General features: G+C 53.2%; 13 protein-coding genes. 3 read left to right on the plus strand and 10 right to left on the minus strand.

Annotated elements, in window-relative coordinates; translation table 11 throughout:
• Positions 1 to 5 precede the first annotated feature (5 nt).
• The 4 genes from tdh to gatB all read right to left on the minus strand — a co-directional run bounded on the left by tdh (position 6) and on the right by gatB (position 4,435).
• Positions 6 to 1,031, minus strand: coding sequence for an L-threonine 3-dehydrogenase (tdh, locus tag JO972_RS05340; protein ID WP_309488975.1), 1,026 nt, complete (start codon positions 1,029 to 1,031; stop codon positions 6 to 8).
• A 111-nt stretch (positions 1,032 to 1,142) separates the two neighbouring features.
• Positions 1,143 to 2,120, minus strand: coding sequence for an alpha/beta hydrolase family protein (locus JO972_RS05345; protein WP_309488976.1), 978 nt, complete (start codon positions 2,118 to 2,120; stop codon positions 1,143 to 1,145).
• Between the two features lie 56 nt (positions 2,121 to 2,176).
• Positions 2,177 to 2,719: a hypothetical protein gene (locus JO972_RS05350; RefSeq protein ID WP_309488977.1), complete on the minus strand. Its 543-nt coding sequence runs from the start codon at positions 2,717 to 2,719 to the stop codon at positions 2,177 to 2,179.
• A gap of 255 nt (positions 2,720 to 2,974) precedes the next feature.
• Positions 2,975 to 4,435, minus strand: coding sequence for an Asp-tRNA(Asn)/Glu-tRNA(Gln) amidotransferase subunit GatB (gene gatB, locus JO972_RS05355; RefSeq protein ID WP_309488978.1), 1,461 nt, complete (start codon positions 4,433 to 4,435; stop codon positions 2,975 to 2,977).
• Between the two features lie 193 nt (positions 4,436 to 4,628).
• On the opposite strand from gatB, the gene JO972_RS05360 reads away from it, so the two are divergent.
• A complete protein-coding gene (locus tag JO972_RS05360) occupies positions 4,629 to 5,075 on the plus strand; it encodes a c-type cytochrome (protein WP_309488979.1) in 447 nt (148 codons plus the stop codon).
• Between the two features lie 171 nt (positions 5,076 to 5,246).
• Here JO972_RS05360 and JO972_RS05365 read toward each other — a convergent pair whose 3' ends face one another.
• The 4 genes from JO972_RS05365 to JO972_RS05380 all read right to left on the minus strand — a co-directional run bounded on the left by JO972_RS05365 (position 5,247) and on the right by JO972_RS05380 (position 10,151).
• Positions 5,247 to 6,170, minus strand: coding sequence for a PocR ligand-binding domain-containing protein (locus JO972_RS05365; RefSeq protein ID WP_309488980.1), 924 nt, complete (start codon positions 6,168 to 6,170; stop codon positions 5,247 to 5,249).
• A gap of 20 nt (positions 6,171 to 6,190) precedes the next feature.
• Positions 6,191 to 8,596, minus strand: coding sequence for a heavy metal translocating P-type ATPase (locus tag JO972_RS05370; RefSeq protein WP_309488981.1), 2,406 nt, complete (start codon positions 8,594 to 8,596; stop codon positions 6,191 to 6,193).
• Between the two features lie 22 nt (positions 8,597 to 8,618).
• The gene (locus tag JO972_RS05375; protein WP_309488982.1) at positions 8,619 to 9,056 is read right to left on the minus strand and encodes an RrF2 family transcriptional regulator; all 438 of its coding nucleotides are present in this window, start codon (positions 9,054 to 9,056) and stop codon (positions 8,619 to 8,621) included.
• A 150-nt stretch (positions 9,057 to 9,206) separates the two neighbouring features.
• Positions 9,207 to 10,151 (minus strand): transporter, encoded by a 945-nt coding sequence (locus tag JO972_RS05380; protein WP_309488983.1) that lies wholly within the window; start codon positions 10,149 to 10,151, stop codon positions 9,207 to 9,209.
• Positions 10,152 to 10,324: 173 nt separating this feature from the next.
• Between JO972_RS05380 and JO972_RS05385 the strand changes: the two genes are divergently transcribed.
• Complete coding sequence (locus JO972_RS05385; RefSeq protein ID WP_309488984.1) at positions 10,325 to 11,572, plus strand: NnrS family protein; 1,248 nt, start codon at positions 10,325 to 10,327, stop codon at positions 11,570 to 11,572.
• A 100-nt stretch (positions 11,573 to 11,672) separates the two neighbouring features.
• Here JO972_RS05385 and JO972_RS05390 read toward each other — a convergent pair whose 3' ends face one another.
• Both JO972_RS05390 and JO972_RS05395 read right to left on the minus strand, forming a co-directional pair.
• A complete protein-coding gene (locus JO972_RS05390; RefSeq protein ID WP_309488985.1) occupies positions 11,673 to 12,188 on the minus strand; it encodes a DUF1611 domain-containing protein in 516 nt (171 codons plus the stop codon).
• A 252-nt stretch (positions 12,189 to 12,440) separates the two neighbouring features.
• Positions 12,441 to 17,063 carry a hypothetical protein gene (locus JO972_RS05395; RefSeq protein WP_309488986.1) on the minus strand — a complete coding sequence of 1,541 codons (4,623 nt, stop codon included), beginning with the start codon at positions 17,061 to 17,063 and terminating at the stop codon, positions 12,441 to 12,443.
• Positions 17,064 to 17,945: 882 nt separating this feature from the next.
• Between JO972_RS05395 and JO972_RS05400 the strand changes: the two genes are divergently transcribed.
• The gene (locus tag JO972_RS05400; RefSeq protein WP_309488987.1) at positions 17,946 to 18,395 is read left to right on the plus strand and encodes an Rrf2 family transcriptional regulator; all 450 of its coding nucleotides are present in this window, start codon (positions 17,946 to 17,948) and stop codon (positions 18,393 to 18,395) included.
• Positions 18,396 to 18,399 lie beyond the last annotated feature (4 nt).

An 18,399-nucleotide genomic window follows, 5' to 3' on the forward strand; every position in this document is an offset into this window, starting at 1 on the left:
CGTGATTAGTCCCAATCGAGCACAACTTTGCCCGACTGTCCGGAGAGCATGGTTTCGAAACCTTTGGCAAACTCGGTGTAGTGATACTTGTGAGTGATCACCGGGGAAATATCAAGTCCGGCGCGGATCATTGATGTCATCTTATACCAGGTCTCAAACATCTCACGGCCGTAGATTCCCTTGAGCACGAGACCTTTGAAAATGACCTTGTCCCAGTCGATGGCGACGTTCTCCGGGAAGATGCCCAAGAGGGAAACTTTTGCACCGTTCGAGGAGTGCGTTAGAATGTCGTTGAGCCCACTTGGGTGACCGGACATTTCCAGACAGACGTCGAAGCCCTCGTTCATGCCGAGCTCCTTTTTGACCTCATCGAGGGACTCCTTGGAAACGTCCACCACGCGGGTGGCACCGAGAGTTTTGGCCAAATCGAGGCGGTAGGGGTTCACATCGGTCACCACCACGTGACGGGCACCGGCGAACTTTGCCACGGCGGCGGCCATGCAGCCGATCGGGCCGGCACCGGTGATCAGCACGTCTTCGGCCACCATGTCCCAGGAGAGGGCGGTGTGCACGGCATTGCCGAGGGGATCGAAGGTGGAGATGATGTCTTCCGGGATGGAGGCATCCACCTTGTAGGCATTGCGTGCGGGGATGGAAAGGTATTCGGCAAAGGCGCCGGTGCGGTTGACTCCCACGCCCTGGGTGTTCGGGCACAGGTGGCGTCGACCTGCCAGGCAGTTCCGGCAGTGGCCGCAGACGATGTGGCCTTCACCGGAAACGCGCTCGCCGACTTTGAAATCGGTCACCCCGGAGCCAACTGCGGCGATGGTGCCACTGTATTCATGGCCCACGGTCATGCCCACGGGGATGGTTTTTTGTGCCCACTTGTCCCATTTCCAAATGTGCACATCGGTGCCGCAGATGGAGGTTTTGTTGATTTTGATCAGAACGTCAGCCGGTCCCACTTCTGGTTCCGGAACGTCCTCCAGCCACAGGCCTTCTTCGGCCTTCGATTTGACAAGTGCTTTCACGCCGCCCTTTCAAGCGGCGAAAGCGCAAAATTGCACGCGATTTCTTTTGAGCAGAGGGATCAAATTTGATCGCTTTTTCGGTCGGGGCCGCGAATTCGATCCCACATGCGATTACTTTTTCTGCCAGAGGTCGCCCGGTTCCAGAAGCTTCTTTGGCTGTCTGCCGTTGAGCCATGCGCTGGCCTGGTGGTTCTGCTTGAGGGCACTGTCCCAGAAGGCGGTGCTGATGAGTTGGATGACGCGGTGGTGGTTGGGGTTTTTGTTCGCTGCTTTACCTGTTCGGTGATCGGAAAAGGCGGCGTGTTCGGCGTCCTTGAGCACCAGTTCGTAATGTTTGGTGGCGACCGATGGTTCGGACTTGGGCAAGGCCACAAAGACACCGCGACGCGACTCCGGGGGCTCGTTGTTCATCGGGTTTCCGTCTTTGGTGCCGGTCATCAGGAGCATGGGCACGGAGACTTGGCCGTAGGCCCGGGCGGCATCCCCCTTACGCGGAACGCTGGGGCTCATGGCGAAGCCGGCATCGATTCTTTCGTCTCTGTAGCGTGGTCCCAAGCGGCCAAAGTGCTGACCCACCAGAGCCTGAGTGGTTACCGCGCCGTAGGAATGACCGGCGATACCAATGTGCTCCATGTCCATTCGCTTCTCTAACACATGACCCTTTGATACATTCCATTTTTCCAGTTGATCAAGCGTGGCCGGCACGTCCTTCATGCGGTCAACAAAGGTGGAAAAGCTGGCGGCTTGCTTCAGAGCACGCTTGCGCTGCAGGGCGGGGGTGTCTTTCCAGATGCTTTCATCACTGCCGATGTGTTGCATGGCGACCACCACATAGCCGGCACTCGCCCAGCGAACACCCAGATAGGTGCCAATCTCACGCGAACCGCCAAGGCCGTGGCTGAGTAGGATCAGCGGGGCGGGCTGCTGGGTCGGGGGAAGGTAAATTTTCAGCGGCACCTCACGGCCGTTGTAGGAAAAGGAGGTCAGCCGAGTGACGATCTGGCTGTCTGCCGCAGTCGGCTGGTAAGGTTTTTCTTCCTTGGCGATGAGGCAGGTTGAGAGAGCGAGGAGGGCGAGCAGGGATTTCATAGGAAATCAAACCACCGCCGGACGGAATAGTTTCGGTTCTCCACCCAGCAGCGGCCCTAAGGCGTCCGCACCGGCTGGATGCGCCGATTGACAAAGCGGATGGCGAGGAAGCATTTCCCCTTGCTGATGCCGGGCCCCATGAGGATGGATTCTCCTGAGCCCTTGTGCCAGATGTGGGAAATGAGGATGTCGCTATTTTTAAAGTCTGACTGGCTCGGATAGCCTGCATTCTGAGCTGGCGCATTGTAGACGCGAGTGAACAGCGTGTCGGCCTCGGACCAGGCATTCTTGATGGAACTGCCATACTCGGACATCGGCACCTCCGCCGAGCGCAGGGTGACCTCGTTCAACCCTCCATTGTCGTCCCAGCCGAAGTAGAGGTGATAGCTTAGTCCGGCAAGCTGAGCCTTGCACTTGAACACGCCGTTTAATCCGGTCCTGCCAAAAAAGGTGCTGTCGAGCTTCTGCTCCACGAGTTCACTGGACTGGAGTTTTTTCGTCACCGTCTCCCGGCTGTCGCCAAACTCGAGGCTACCATACACTCCGGCCTGGAGGAATGGAATGAAACCGAGGAAGGTGATGATGAGGATTTTGAACATGGCGTGAGAAGCTGTTGGAGAGTGATGAGTGGGTATCGACAGTATCGTGAGTTAGGCCTCGCTCCGGGCCGCAGGGCGTTCAACTCGGTTGGACGCTAAAAGTTGCTATGGAAGTTCGGCTTTTACCAGTTTCTCGAATGGGAGCATCCTCGTTGGCCTCTCGCTGCTGTGATGAAACTCGGCGCAGTCATCCTCGCTGAAGTTAGGATAGCGGGGAGGTTGGAAAGTGCGGTCCGGAAGACCCAGTGAGTTGTATTAGAGGATTTTGGATTTGATGGTATCGGTCACCATCTTGGGGTTGGCCTTGCCTTTGGAGGCTTTCATCACTTGTCCGGTTAGGAAATTGAGCAGCTTCTCGTTGCCCCCCTGAATCTCGGCGACCTTGTCTGGGTTGGCGGCGATGACTTCATCGATGATCCCTTCGATGGCTCCGGTGTCAGCCGGTTCAAAGCCCATGGCCTTGGCGGTTTCAGCCGGTTTGGCATCAGGTTTTTCCCACAGGGCGGCGAACACTTCGCGGGCCTGGTTGTTGGAAATGGTGCCCGCTTCGACGAGCTGCACGAGTTCCAGAATGTGGCCGGCGGGCAGGGGACAGTCGGTGATGCTGGAGTTGTCTTCGTTGAGCTTGGCGAGCACGCTGTTGGTGATCCAGTTGGCGACTTTCTTGCCGAGTTTCGGGTCGCTGGCGGCTTCTTCAAAGTAGTTCGCCAAGTTCTGGTCGCTGGTGAGCACTCCGGCGTCGTAGGCATTGATGCCGTATTCGCTTTCAAAACGATCGCGCTTTTCATGTGGCAGCTCGGGCACCAGCGGGCGCATCTTGGCGACGAGGTCGGCGGTGCGGATCGGGAGCAGGTCGGGCTCAGGGAAGTAGCGGTAGTCGTGGGCGTCTTCCTTGGTGCGCATCATCTGGGTTTCGCCCAGATCGGCGTCCCAGCGGCGGGTCGATTGGATTTGGGCGATGCCGGCATCGAGTTCCTCCGCCTGGCGGACGATTTCGTGATGCAGCGAGGCGCGAACGGCGGAGATCGAGTTGAGGTTTTTCAACTCAACCTTTTCGCCGAGCTCTTCCTGACCGTGTGGTCGCAGCGAGACGTTGACGTCGCAGCGCATCTGGCCTTTTTCCATGTCGGCATCGGAAATGCCGCCGTAGATGAGGATTTGCTGAAGCGACTTGAGATAGGCGTAGGCCTCCTCGGGGGTGTCGATGTCAGGGTCGGAGACGATCTCCATCAGTGGGGTGCCGGCGCGGTTGAAATCGATGGTCGAATTCTTGGCGTGGTGGGTAGATTTGGCGACATCCTCCTCGAGGTGAATGCGGGTCAATTTCACCGTTTTTCCAGGGTTGGGGATGTTTTTCTGCACCTCCTTGGGGTAGGCGAGATCGTAGAGCGGCACGCCTCCGCCGATACAGAGGGGGAGATCGAACTGGGTCAGCTGGAAATTTTTCGGCATGTCCGGGTAGAAGTAATTCTTCCGGTCCCACTTGGAAATCTCCGGGGTGGTGCAGTTGATCATCATGCCGGCGAGGATGGTTTGCTCAATGGCATGTTTGTTGAGAACGGGCAGGGCACCGGGCAGGCCGAGGCAGACCGGGCAGACATTGCTGTTTGGTTCCTCGCCAAAGCTGGTCGCGCAGGAACAGAACATTTTACTGTTCGATTTGATTTGGCAGTGAACTTCGAGGCCGATGGTGACGATGTAATCTGAGACAGGCATGTGATCTGGCAGGAACTAAGCGGAAATTACACCGATCATCAACGCTGGATTTACTCTGGCGAGAGCAATATGACAGAATCTCAGGAAATTGGCTAAATCCACTGGCATTTTAGTCGGAATATGACATGTTTTGTGAAGTTAGATTTCGGCCATGTGGTTGAGATCGACGACTCACCAGAACACATTCATCACTATGAAAAATCTTATTATCACATCACTGATCGCCGGTTTGGGGATCGCGTCTGCCACCGCTGAGGAAAATGCCGACGGCAAAGCTGCTTACATGACATGCTCCGCCTGCCACAGCGCAGACGGTAAAGGTCTTCCTATCGGCGACAAAAAAATGGCCCCTTCACTGGCCGGTTCGAAAATCGTCACCGGTGACCCAGCCGTGCTCGCCCTGGTGGTGCTGAAAGGCATCAAGAAAGAAGGAACTGATTACATCGGCGCCATGGCTCCTCTCGAGGGTGTGTATGCCGACGACAAAAAGCTGGCCGACGTGCTGACTTACGTGCGTCAATCATTCGGCAACAGTGCCGAAGCCGTCACTCCTGAAGATGCCGCAAAATTCCGCGCTCAGTGGAAGGACGAAAAAGAGCCAGTGACCCGCGCCAAGCTCGGCGAACTCGAGAAGAAGTAATTCGCTACTTTTTTCCGAATTGAATTTCAAAGCTTTCCGAGTGCTTTTACCAGCGCTCGTGAAAGCTTTTTTTTGTGGCTACTGCTGGCGAAATCAGGAGACGCCCGTTTAGTCGATCTGGCGAAGCTGTGGACGCACGCCTTGGCTTACCATCCAGTTAGCTCATCCAAGTTAGCTGGCTTTTTTATTCAGATCCTGAACTTCCTCACGATAATGGCTGGGAGAGCCACCGTGGAATTTGGCGAAACTGCGATTGAACTGCGACAGGGATTGGAAACCGACCATGAAAGCGATCTCCGAGATGCGGGCATCCGGTTTGTTCAGTTCGCGCTTGGCCCAGAGAACACGTGCGTAGTTGACGTATTCGGTGAGGGTCATGGCTGTGGACAATTTGAATTGTCGGCAAAAATGGGATTCACTCATGCCCGCCGCGCTAGCTGCTTGGGCCAGCGTGATCGTTTCGTTCAATTGCCGGTGAATGAACTCCTTGGCCTTGCGAATACCTTCCGGTTCTTGATCGGCCGATGCGATGACCAGTTTTTCCGATTTCTCCGATAGCTGTCGGCCGAAGTGTTCTAACAAAGTAACCATGCTTTGGTAGCGTTCGGGGGACACGGTTTGGGTGGCAAAGTAGGTGTCACGAAGTTGCTGCAGCTGCTTTTCTGTGAAGTGCGAGAGGCTAAGTGAGTCCAAGGTCTTTTGGAAGTCTTCCTCGGTGGGTGTTTTCTCGAAAACTTGGCCTGTTTTCAAATATCCCACCACCAGCGTGCCTGCGTAGATCGGCACGGCGGTGGCGCTCATGCCCGAGAAACAATGACAGGAAAGGGGGCCTTCCACGGCGGCACGGATCATCAAGTCTCGGTTGACCTTAAGGCAGGCCTGGCAGGCCGTCTCACAGGTATTCAGCAGCTCACAGAAGGAACTGCGGTTTGCTGCTTCGTCGGTAATGCACCAGCTGTTAGGGTCGGCGGAGACGATTCTCAGTGGTAGACCGGTGGCTGAGGTGAAGGCCCGCTGATACTCGTTGTAGGCAGGGCTTTCCAACAGTCGCCGATAGATGACATCTGATAAGTGATGGGCACGGTCGTTCGTCATTGCAGCGCAGCCTATGTCAGCTAGGAAACGATTGCAACATTAGTCGGGTCGAGATTTGCGAAACGCTTGTTTTTGGCAAGAAAGCCCGCGACGAGTGTGAGCGAGACAATGGAGCTCAGCGGCATGAGGATCGCCGCTAAGAGTGGATTCATATGCCCGGCCAGGCAGAGTGCCACGGCGCAAAGGTTATAGATCAGGCTGAACGTGAAGACCGCACGGACCGCCAAGGCATGGCGGTCGGCCAGCTGGAACATGTTGGGAAGGAATTTCAAGCCTGAGGAGAGGAAGTAAAAATCAGATTTAGCCTCTAACAAACCTCTTCCGGCTACGGCACCCGACATGGCGGCCGCATCGAAGGCCAGCGAGTCGTTGGCGCCGTCACCCAAGAATAACGAGTGATCTGGATCGGTCTCGCGAACCACGCGGGCTTTATCGTCAGGGCTCAGGCCTGCGTGGACATGTGGCTCAGGCACGCCCAGAACCTTCGAGATTGTTTGGACACGCTGGTTTTGATCCCCGCTGAGAATGTAAATCTGCTTGGTGCCGAGTGCTGCCAATGTTTCCGCGGTTTCGGGGCGCAGACTTTCTTCGAAGGTGAAGGTGGCTATTGGTGAGCCATTGCAACGCAGTTCACTGCCGGCGTGGGGGGCGGAGACTTGGCTTTCGTCCATCCCGCTCCATGAGCATTTGCCAAGCGACCAGCGATTACCATCTGGCCCGATGAGCCAGGTTCCCAGTCCGGGGACTTCGTGGGTTTCCAGCTTGGGATCGATCAGTTTCTGCCCACGCAGTCCGAGGCTTCGCAGCAACGAACGCGAGAGCGGGTGGCGGGATTTGGCACAGAGGGAGGCGAGCATCCCGGATGAAGTTTCATTCAGCTCTTTCAAATCCGAGACATTGGAGAGCGCAGGGAGATCCTGTGTTAGGGTGCCGGTTTTATCGAAAAAGATCGATCGGATACGGCGGATCCGACTCCAAAAGGCTGGCTTGCGAATGAACACACCGAGCGTGCGCATCGCGGAGGATGCCATGTCATCAGCCAAAGGAAGTGCCACACCCAGCGCGCAGGGGCAGGAGATCACAAACACGGAAATCGTCACCTGCAAGGCGGTCGGAAGATCCGCACCTGTGAGGAGCCACGCCAGACCTCCGCCGAAGCCTAACACCAAGACCACCGAGAGGTAGACTTTGAGGATTTTTGCCAACACTGGCGACTGCGCCGAGCTGTCGCCCTCGCGCAGGAGTTGTGCCAGCAGGGAGTCGGTCCAGTTTTCCTCCGCCCTGAGAACGATGCTCGCCTGACTCAACTTGATCGCCCCCGCAGGCACGTGGGTTCCGGTCTGGTGGTGGCATGGTTCCGGCTCTCCATTGATCCATTCCAGGCTGAAGTCGGCTTCACCCTCGGCGAGGATGGAGGCCACAGGGGTCGTTTGCCCAGCTGGAAGCGCGTAGCGGTCGGCCGACTGCAGATCGGCGAGGTCGATCGCGTCGCCCTCGGGCACACGGGTCAGTGAGCGGGGCACGGGTGTCTGCTCGAGCAGTCGATTCCGGTTGCGCTCCACTGCAGCAGTTTGCAACCAGCGCCCGCCTAACATTAAGAAGATAAAGATTGCGACAAAGTCGAAATACAAGAGCCCCTCATGTTTCCACAGCCAGCCTGCCAGCGACCCGAGAAAGGCCAAACTGACACCCAGCGCGATGGGGGTGTCCATGTGCAGCACTCCGGCTCGGAGGCTCTGCACAGCACGTTGAATGAACCATGATCCACCGACTAACATCGCCAAGGTCGCCGAGAGCATGGCGATGAGTTCAAAAATACCGGCAAACATGAAGTCCGCGGGCATCCCCAGATAGCGCGGTAATGAAAATCCCATGGCATTGAGAGCAAAGGCGCCGCAGATGCCGAGCTTGTTGCCCAGCTTTCTGAGTTCGTCATGCTGGCGTTTGCCATCGCGTGGACGTCCTATGATGTAGCCAAACTTTTGGAGCTCGTGGGCGAAGGAGAGCATATCGAACTCGGCCGCTTTCCACGCCACATGCATGGCACCGGTGGCAGGTGAAATATCGCAGCTCAGGCTGCCTGCTTGGCGCAAGAAAAGCTTTTCGACCAACCACACACAGCCGACACAGGAGATCCCTTGCAATGAAAGCTCGATCTCGCACCGATCGCCGGCAGAAACGTCCTGCTCCCGCTGCTCGATCTCATCGCCTAGCCAGGAAAAATCATATTCCTGAAACGGTTGATCGTTCAGAGGAGAGAGTCGTTCTTCCTGCTTCAGGTCATAAAAGCTCTCCAATCCTTCCTCGTGAATCAGGCCGTAAACAAATTCACAGCCGGTGCAACAGAACCCAGACTCCTCCTGGCTTTTTTCCAAGGGAGTGTTGCAGTGAATGCATTCCTTCACGGTTGAATGAGTGGTTGTCATGAGGATGGCGCGACCAACCCTGTTATTGTGTCAGCAGAGTGCGCATGGCATCTGATTTCTTGTCGATTAAATTGCCCACTCGATACTTGTTGAGAGACTGATAGAAAGTTGCCTGCACCTCGGCTAACAGGCCTCTTAAATGACAGGCGGGGCTGATGACGCAGGGCGCTTCTTGGGATCTACCACAGCAATTGGCCAGTTCCGTGACCGACTCCAGTTCTTTGACGAGATCACCCAGCCTCCATTCCAAGGCAGACTTGGTAATTTTGATGCCTCCGCCACGGCCGCGCTTGGCCTCCAGCATATTCAGCTGCACTAATTTTTGGCTGACCTTATTGAGATGATTGGGAGAAATACGATAGGCTTCGGCGATTTTGCGGGTGCTCACCGTTTCGCCAGGATGTAAGAGCATGTAGATTAGGATCCTGAATGCGTAATCTGTGTAGTAGGTCAGCTTCATCGTTATCCAAGATAATGAAGGAAACTCAGGTATTTGCAAATGTTGATCTGCTGCAAGCCGTCGTCACTGTCATTGCATCTTGGGCGAAAACTGGAGGCTCCGGTTAGAGCCTCCAGCCACTATGAGTTCGAGAACGATGAATGAATCGTTTTAGAAGGTGACGACCAGGTCCACCGTGATGCGGTCTTCCATCAGGCCGTCTTCTTCGTCAGTAAGTGGGATTTCGTAAGCGATCCCCAAGTCGGCGTTATCGGCAAGTTTGTAGCGCAGGCCGATGGCGGCGGTGACGATGTTGCTTTCAGGGTTGCTGGCACCGAAGTTGACCAGATCTCCTCCTTCGAAACCAACGACAGAAGGAACTGCTCCGCCGACGTGATCGGTGAATTGATTTTCACCATTGCCATCGGAAATGACGTGATACCAGTTCATTTCAGCAAGTGCGTAGAGTCGATCGGTGACGTTGTAACCCACGTGGGCAGATGCAAATCCGGTGGTGGACTCGGCATCGGTATCGAAGGGAAGATGCACCCCTACGGCACCGGCAAACTGCCAGCTGCCACTGAGTTTCACTGCCGCCACATTCAGGCCTACGGCTCCATCGCCATTGCCTTGCCAGACATCATCATCGCCAGTTGGAAACTCGACGGTGAGCGATCCGGAAACTGCGAGTTGCTTCACGGGATCCAGAATGAAAGCGTATTTCACTCCAGCTGCAATGTCAGCAAATCCGGAAGCATTGCTCAGAGTGTTGTCCGGATTAAAATCGATGTAGCCATCCTTCATCGCCACGATGGAAAAGCGCTCGTTCAACGCGTATTCAAACTGTAGAGCGTAGACACTGAAGTCACCACCAAGTGCTAGCTTGCCCAGTGAGCTGTTAATGCTGTTAGGCATGCTTTGATGGATGTAAATCGGTCTCACCTGTGTGCGGGGGATCGCCAGGTCAAAGAGGGTAGGGTTGGTGATCGGGCGACGGACCTGATCAAAGCCACTCTCTGTGGCTGGTGGGGTGAGTGTGACGGCGTCTGGTCCAGCCAGAACTCCTGATGTCAATGCGGCAGCGCCAAGGGCTGTGGTGAGTATATTCTTATACATAATAAAGTGCTTGGTTGAAGCGTGTGCACTCTATGGTTTGAGGCTGAAAACAGCTACCCATCACAGCCCATTCGCCTTGCAGATTTTGCTCCCATCAATAGGGCGGAAAATCTCTAATAAATACTTTTTATTCTTTATTTGGTGGATGGGTGTTTTACGGTGCTTTTATCGAGATGGAAAAGAAAGAAGTCTACCGCTGGTTGGCATCGGAGCCGTATCGCGTCTTTTTCCCCAGTGCGCTTTTGGCTGGGATAATTGGAGTGGCATTGTGGCCGATGTTTTATAGCGGGCATCTGAGTTTTTATCCGTCCTTTGCTCATGCCCGACTGATGATCGAGGGATTTGTCGGTGGTTTTGCGGTCGGGTTTCTAGGCACGGCATTGCCGAAAATGCTGTCCACTTCGCCGCTGAAAAGTTGGCAGGTTCTGGTGATGTTCGCGCTGCATCTAGCCTACTGCACCGCGCATTTGTTAGGGGAAATCAGATTGGGCGACGCGTTGTTCACCGCAATGATGTTCTGCCTCGTGCTGTGTATGGCGATCCGTGTTGGCCACCGCAAGAAGCTGCCTCCTCCGGGTGTCATTCTGGCTGCGATGGGGCTGCTCAGTGGCATGTTTGGTTCGCTCTGGGGCGCGTTGTTCACCTTTGATGGCAGCATCTTTGTCACCGCCTTTGCTTATCGCTTACTGTATCAGGCATTCATTCTCCTGCCGCTGTTAGGGGTGGGCACGTTTATCTTCCCAATGATTCTAGGCACGCCGAACAAGAGCGCCATGCTCACTGGAAAAGATTGGCGAAACAAAGCCTTGGAGGCAGCTCTCATCGGGGCGCTGATCATCGCCAGCTGTTGGATCGAGATTAAAGGCCAGCAGCAAGCCATGGCCTGGGTGCGCTTTGCTTTGGCTTCAGTGTGGCTGGTGAAAGAGTGTGATGTTCTGAAAATCACATCCGGCAAGGGTGTCATGAGCCATTCTCTACGTGCGGGAATCGGCTGCTTGCTGCTGGCATTGGTCGCCGTGGCGGTGGTGCAGCAGCAGAAAATTGCGCTCGATCACATCCTCTACGTCGGCGGCTTCGGCTTGATCACCATGATCGTTGCCACCCGCGTGATCTTCGGCCACAGCGGCCAGGGGCATCAGTTTAACCGCTGGAACAAGGCCTTGGTCATCTGCGTCGGCCTTCTCCTGCTAGGCATGGCCACCCGTGTCTCGGCCGATTTCCTACCACGCGTAAGAAACTCCCACCACGTTTACGCCGCCATCTGCTGGGTAGCCGTCAGCATCATCTGGGGCATCGCCATTTTGCCTTCGGTGCGGAGACGACCCACCTCTGGCCCGAGTAAACCTTCCCCTAACAGACTTTCCAAGCTGCCGAAGCTCACCACTGATTACACTGATTTTAAACTGACGAAGAAGCCTTGAAGCAAGGGCTCTGTATTGAACCGCGAAGGATCGCCAATAAACGCAAACATCAACCCATTCGCGTCAATTCGCGTTCATTCGCGGTTAAAAAAAACAAGTCTCAAACCGCCTGAATCGTCACCTCTTTCTGCGCCGCTGCTTCAATAAATTCAGGGTCCTTATTCAGTTCCTCGTGCATGGCACAGGCGATGTTCATGCCGTATCCCATAGCTCGCAGCATCACACGCCGGTCACCCTCTGAAAGTTCTCCGTCCTTTGGTGTAAATCCGAAAACAAAGTAGTAAGGCACCCGACCCGCCTGTGCCAGAGCCGTTCCCAGATTCCGGAAAACAGGAATTTTGTTCGGTTCATTCTTCAGAACCTTGCCGGAGTCTTTGCCGGCATTTTCATCATCAATCACCGAGATCACCGTGTATTGATCCGAGTGCCGAAGCAGACCATCAGTGATCTTGCCACCGTCCTCACCCAAATGCCCCTCACAATAAACAATCGCCCGTCGAGCCGGGCGCGGTTCAGGAACAGCCACCTGCTCCTCAGTGAGAGTGATGGCCTTGGAAACAGGCATCTTGTTAAAAAAGATGGAGTTAGGATCGGGTTGACGTTGTTTAGGGTGCATGGGAACAAATGGTTGAAGTTCAGCAGAGCCGAGAGTGACACCCAGCCAGAAGTAGCTGAAAATCAACGCGAAAACGAATCAAGTGAACCAATAAGAGCCTCCTGTAACACGGATTTTCGAAAGGGATAGGATTATCTTTGTTGTTTGCGGGGGCTAGGCATTCACGATCCCTTTTAAAGGAATAGATGCTGCATTTCTATGCCCGTCCCCTTTAATCTGCCCGTCCCCTTTAATCTGCTTTGTGGGGGTGGCTTATCTCTCGAAATCGGATAGATGCTTACCCGCGCTCTGCAAGCCCTCTTCGCACATGCGGTCGATTAACGTCAATGCCCGCTTTCTTAGGGGCTGGGTTTCAAGTTGAGAGTAGGCGCGAAAGGCGAGCTTTCCGACGGTTGTTTCGTCTGCTGCCATCGACGTTCTGATGTCCTTTGCTTTGTCGGCACATTTTGTGACGAAGGTATCGCAAACATCCAGAATCGTTTCGGGCACACGCTGCCGTGTGTCGTTAAGCGCGTGCAACAGATAGGTTGGTATTTCAGCGAAGGCTTTGCTTTCTAAAAAGGAGTCAATGAGAGCCTCATAGTCCCCGAGTGGAAGGTCTGGCTGTTTCCATAAATGCCTAAAGCAGTCAGCTGCGGCACGCCGAACGTCGGAGTCATCATCGTTAAAGAAGCGGATCAGCGCGGCTTCGCACCAGGGTTGACAATCTGCGTGATTGAGATTTTGGCTAGCCACCTCAGTAGCCCCGAGTCGGCACGCGGAGTCGCCCGACATGGCCGTCTCCGAAAGGTCATTGAGTTCTGGGTGGTGGAGACGCGACAAGCAGGCTAGCCGGCCACCGGCTTGAAGAACTTCCTTTATTTCGGAAAGAAGCATCCGGTCAATAATCGAGCGGAAATCCTCGATATGATTTTGCAAGCCGCGAGCAAGAAAGTCCTCGACATAGAGAGTGTCCAGAAGTTTATCGTCGGACTCCAGAAGATCTTTGAAATGAGTAATTGCCCACGGCTCATCGTGAACTGCGGCAGCCGCAAGTGTTGAAATCATACAGGCTCGGACAGATAAGCTTGTGTCAAGCAAGCAGGACTCGATAGTTGTTTGGAAAATATTCAAATAGGCTTCATCGGAAAAAATAAGATCTCGAATGGCACCTACTGCATGACCTCGGACTGTATTGATGCCGTGTGTGACGGGATCATGATCATAGTTAGTATCCGCCTCGGAATGGGGATATTCCGTCGTCATTCGCTGAATAAAATGAATTGTATCGTCAGGAAGTGCCATATCTTCGATAGACGCGAGGAGATCCAGCGCAGCCATTAGGCACGCGGGTTCATCCAAACCGAAAACACACCGGGCTACTTGGATCTTCAGCTCTGAGTCTGCATCTGCACCTTTGAGTCCGTAAAGCGCATTCATGAAGTAACTTGGGTTGGTTCCCGTTGGAAGTTGGAGAATCAACATAGCAAATCGTATGGGCTCCTTCTTGATGAATTTTTTGAGCATTCCTGCGAGTTCAGAAGCTCCGCCTCTTTCTGGATTCTTATCGCTGTAGTGCCAGCGGTCCGACTCATGTTTTGCAATGGCCTGTAACCATTGTTCATCCGTCATATGCTCCGCAGCTTCCGCAGGGATTGGTGATTTAACGCTATAGGCGCGAACCTCGCTAGGAGTGCTCGAAATAACACCGAACTTTCGTTGCCATTCGGCCAAGCGCCTCTTTGTGCTATTTTGACACCTATTTGAATCTAGTGCGGATGCCAATGAGTAGGCAGAGTAACCTCGACGTCGAAACCCTTCCTTCGATCGTTCAAAGGCGGTATTGTAATCAATTATGATCTCTTCAAGGCGGCGGAAACTTGGATCCGAGCAGTGTGGTGAACACTTTTTGATTAGGTTTATTGTGGACCAAAATGGGCTTCCATGCACGCCACAATAGATACGTTCTGGTTCATCCACGAGGAGTGTAATTGCTAGATCGGAATATATTGTCGGTGCTGCGGTATATGCGCTTAGGAGCAGTTGATTCCCAATACAGAGCTGGCTTCCACTCAACAGGTCGATAAATGGTTGTAGCTCTTCTGGGTGACTGTTACCGAGAGATTCGATGGCGATTTCGCAGCCTCTTGGGAACGCCTCGGTCATCCCGATATGACCTCCAGTAAATCGCAATGGCCAGACTGCGTTTGAGCGGAAACTTCGAGTATCATCCTCATTTACGAACGCTTCTGCTGCGTTGAGCATGGCTGGGAGCACCTGTTCCAAAAATCCTTTGGGATTCCCTCTGGCACTTTGCAAGATATAGTCGACTCCAAATTGATCATCTAAGTTAGGTCTCTTTCCTTCGCTTTGGGAGGCTTGCGCTAGTGCAACTTTTCTATTCAACCAATGTGCAGCAACCTCTGCGCACCACATTGGCTGCTTTTCCGCAAGTCCATGAAGGAGGCTCCAAAAGGTGCTATTTACTGCGATGGGCTCTCGCGCATCGTCAAGCGTTCCATCGTCGAGTAGGCGCAGAAAAAGTTCAAAAAATAGGCGGCTTTCTCCAAGATCCGCCCATTGCATGATGAAGCGGAGTCGATTATCCCAATCTTCGCCCCTTCCAACAAAAGGTTCGAGTAACTCAGCTACACGGTCGCTATGAAATCTCATCTGACCTCTCATGTACCACGCCATGCTGTTCTCCAAGGATTCGTCACCAGAATGGAGCCAACGTTCGATATGCCCGCCCTCGTCAGCTAATCCGAACAATGAACTTGAACCGAAAAAGGCATCCCAGGCGCGTGAAGCCGTCTTGTTCTCGCTGCGGTCAGTGAGGAGGAATCCAAACACTCCCCTTAAAAAGGTTAGCCATCTCGGGCGCTGTTTAGGTCGTTGAGTGCTCTCACGGCGGTAGGCTAACTCTGTTTCCAACAGCGGCATAAGTAGATTTAACTCCTCACAGTGAGGGTCGGTAAATGCCGCTACTAGTTCGAGCACGAGCAGCTTTAAATGTGGCCGGATTTTCTGGCTCTCCAGAGCTCGCTGAACATTGCGCAAATACCGAGGAAAGTCATCCTCGCGGAGATACACGAGTAACTGACGCAGTTGAGCTCGGCGAAATAACTCTTGGTCGTCTGCTTCGAGGAATTTTACAAACTCTGTTGAAGAAAGAGCAGCTTGGCGGGCGAAACAATAGTCAAAAAAACTTTCATGCCCGAATCCATATCTTTGTCCGTCGAAGGTCAGGACTCCTTCAGAAACCATCGCTGCCAGTAATGCAGGAGGGTAATCGTCCATTCGTGATTTAGGGGCGGATAGCTCCTGTCGCTCGCTCATTTCGTTGGTGAGTTTCGATAGGGTCTGCGTCCACTGCTCAGCATTTTCTGGACAGCGACGAGAGACTTCACGGCGCTTGTAATCCCAATATGTATCCAGTAGCTCTTTCTGCGTAACAAAGGCTGCTTGATGATCGTTTGCCAGACCTGAATCTACGAACAATGCAAGATTCTGTGGCAGGTGAAGTAGCTCTAGCTGTTTTGCGGAAAGTCGGCTCGGATCCCCACCTTCTTTAATTACAATACTTTTGACCTCCTCCTCTGAAAAGGGACCGATGCTGACAGGTCTTTCATTGATCGGTAGCAAGCGGAGTATTCGGCTATCATTCTGAAAATCGAATTCCCGACAGGCAGTGACGAAGTGAATTTGCCGAGTTCCGCGAAGGCCCCGGATTTCGTCAGCTAAAGCAGCGACTACTTCAAAAAAATCGGGATTCCTTCCAGAGGTCGAACTGACAAAATCAAGCTGATCGATAACAAGAACGACTGCGTGATCTGGGTGACATTGCGAGAGGACAACTGCTGGAGACTCTGGTAGACCAAGCTCCTTGCCAAGAGATTCGGTCGAGGCCACGGGTTCGACCCTATCCAAGCGAAAGGCGAGCACCGGAACACCTTTGGCTGCCAAACCGTTAACTACCTGAAGTAAACCTGCGCTTTTTCCACCTCCCGCTGGACTGGTAATTAGAGTGTCGGTCGAGTGTTCGCTATCGCATATCTTCTGCACGATGTCGGAGCAGATTTGGCGGGGAATACTCTCTCTACGAATGAGCTTTGACTTTTGCCCTGCGACATAAGTTTCTGTGATACCTTGGACAAAATCCATGAGCTCGGCGCTCACTTGCAAAGAACGAGGTTTGATTCCGTGTGGAGACTCAAGATGTTGTATAATATCTTGAGCTGTTAGTTTTTTGTGGATGCTCTTCGTGTAGAGATTACTCAATACTGAAAGCACGCTCTGCGGCGCCCCAGTGAACGATGCGTTGAATACAGGAAGCAGTAGCGCCTCAATCGTTGACTCACGTCCCCCCTCGACCCTGACTTTGCGCAAGAATTCAAAGCAGCGCTCAGCTTCGGCGTAGCCGAGATGTTTGTGGAGTTCATTAAAATGCTTTTTCCAGTTTTTGGCTGCGAGAAACTTATTTTCAAACTCTAACCAGTCTATTGCCGCACGTGCGTTTTCAGTGAGGCCTCTGAGTTCTGGGGCGTCGCTAATCGAAACAAAAACGCAAGACTCGCCAGCATCGATTCGTTGTTTGAAGAAGCTAATGATTCCTTCCTTATGGAGTAGTTGGATTGACCACGTTTTTTGGCCAAGTATCTGTCGCTTGGCTTGCCAGTGTTCATGAACTTCAGCTTTTTCCAAATAGAACTCTGCGCCATCGGTTCCAGGTTCTTCAATACGGATGGCATCGGCTTGTCCTCCAATCACGGAAGCCATTCCGACAACGCCCCAAAGCGTCTCGTGGTTGTTGCCTGCTTTGTCCGCAGGGCCGCCAGGTAATGTACTCATTTTATGATGATTATGCGTAGGCTTTGGAAACTCTGCTTTGAGCAACAGAACTCTGAAAAATCTGTATACTGGGGCTGTAGAATTTCCGGTCTTGAGAGACCAGATCCGGCTGGAGGAATAGCGGAAAACAGTTTAGATGTGGTGTGGAGGTTTTGGTTGTCGAATCTTTGGTCAATCCACATATCATCGCTCAAATGAGCGCCGATGAATAAGCGATAACCGGATTCCAAGGTGCTCAAGGCGGTCACATAAATAACAAGAAATTGATCAAGAAACAAGAGTAAGGGGATTATTGTAATAAGGGGTCTTCTACATCCAAAAGCGTTGCCCTGTGGAATGATACAATATGGTGTTTTTTTGTGAAACAATGGTTGTTGCAAGCACCATCAGCGTCACTAATGGTGAGAGGTTTGGCCCTTAGTTATTCAGAAACAGCTAGTTGTGATAGTATCATATAATACTATCGCTGGATGACGTAACCTTTTTCAATTACGCCAAAGATGCTTAGCGACGAGAGTGTTTAAATGCCCGTAGCGAAGTTTTTGCAGACTTCGACGGTTCACGCTTCGGTGGGCCTTGCACGCACGAAGGATGCAAATCCTTCGCTACGGAAGCTTCGCTTGGTAGGGAGGGGCGTTAGCGAGTTGCTTTCGTGATGGCTTCTACGCTGTCAGCCGCGTCAGCACCTAGTCCTTCCTGGCGGTAGATGATTTCGCCGTTGGGGTTGAGGATGGTGATGACGTTGGAGTGGGCGAAGTCTTTGGCGATGATTGAACGAGGGAGGGGATTCGCGCTTTACTCTGTGCCCTTATAACTAGGAGAGTGACCTGATTACAGAGTAAAACATGTTTTATTCTTTAATTGCTGTGAAGGGAGGTTTGACGGACACTTCGCCCGCCTTGATAGACAGGTAAAAGGTGTCAGATCATGATCCAGATAGGAAAAACCGCGCAGAATGCGATCTCCGTGATGAGCTACCTCACGGAGTGTCAGCGTGATGAACTGGGGCCGGTGAATTCGCAGCAAGCGGCTGATGCGCGCGGGATTTCGAAGGCACTGGCGGCTAAAATTCTCACCACGCTTTCCCAGGCCGGGTATATCAAAGGGTCGACTGGTCCGGGGGGAGGATATGTTTTGGCCCAAGAGCCATCGTCGATTTCCTTAGCGAACGTGGTGATGTGCTTTGAGGTGCAGAATAAGGAAATGATGTGTCCGTTTGGCGAAGGCTGGTGTGGCACGTATAAAAAATGCCCGCTGCACGATGAAATTTTCCGCCTCAAAGACGAGGTGCAGGAATTTCTCAATGAAAACGATTTTGGAGGTTTCTCCGAACCGGGCGTGACCTCAAAACGGACCGAAGAGAATCGGTTAAAATAAGCCG

This window comes from Oceaniferula flava (assembly GCF_016811075.1).
GTDB classification, from domain to species: domain Bacteria; phylum Verrucomicrobiota; class Verrucomicrobiia; order Verrucomicrobiales; family Akkermansiaceae; genus Oceaniferula; species Oceaniferula flava.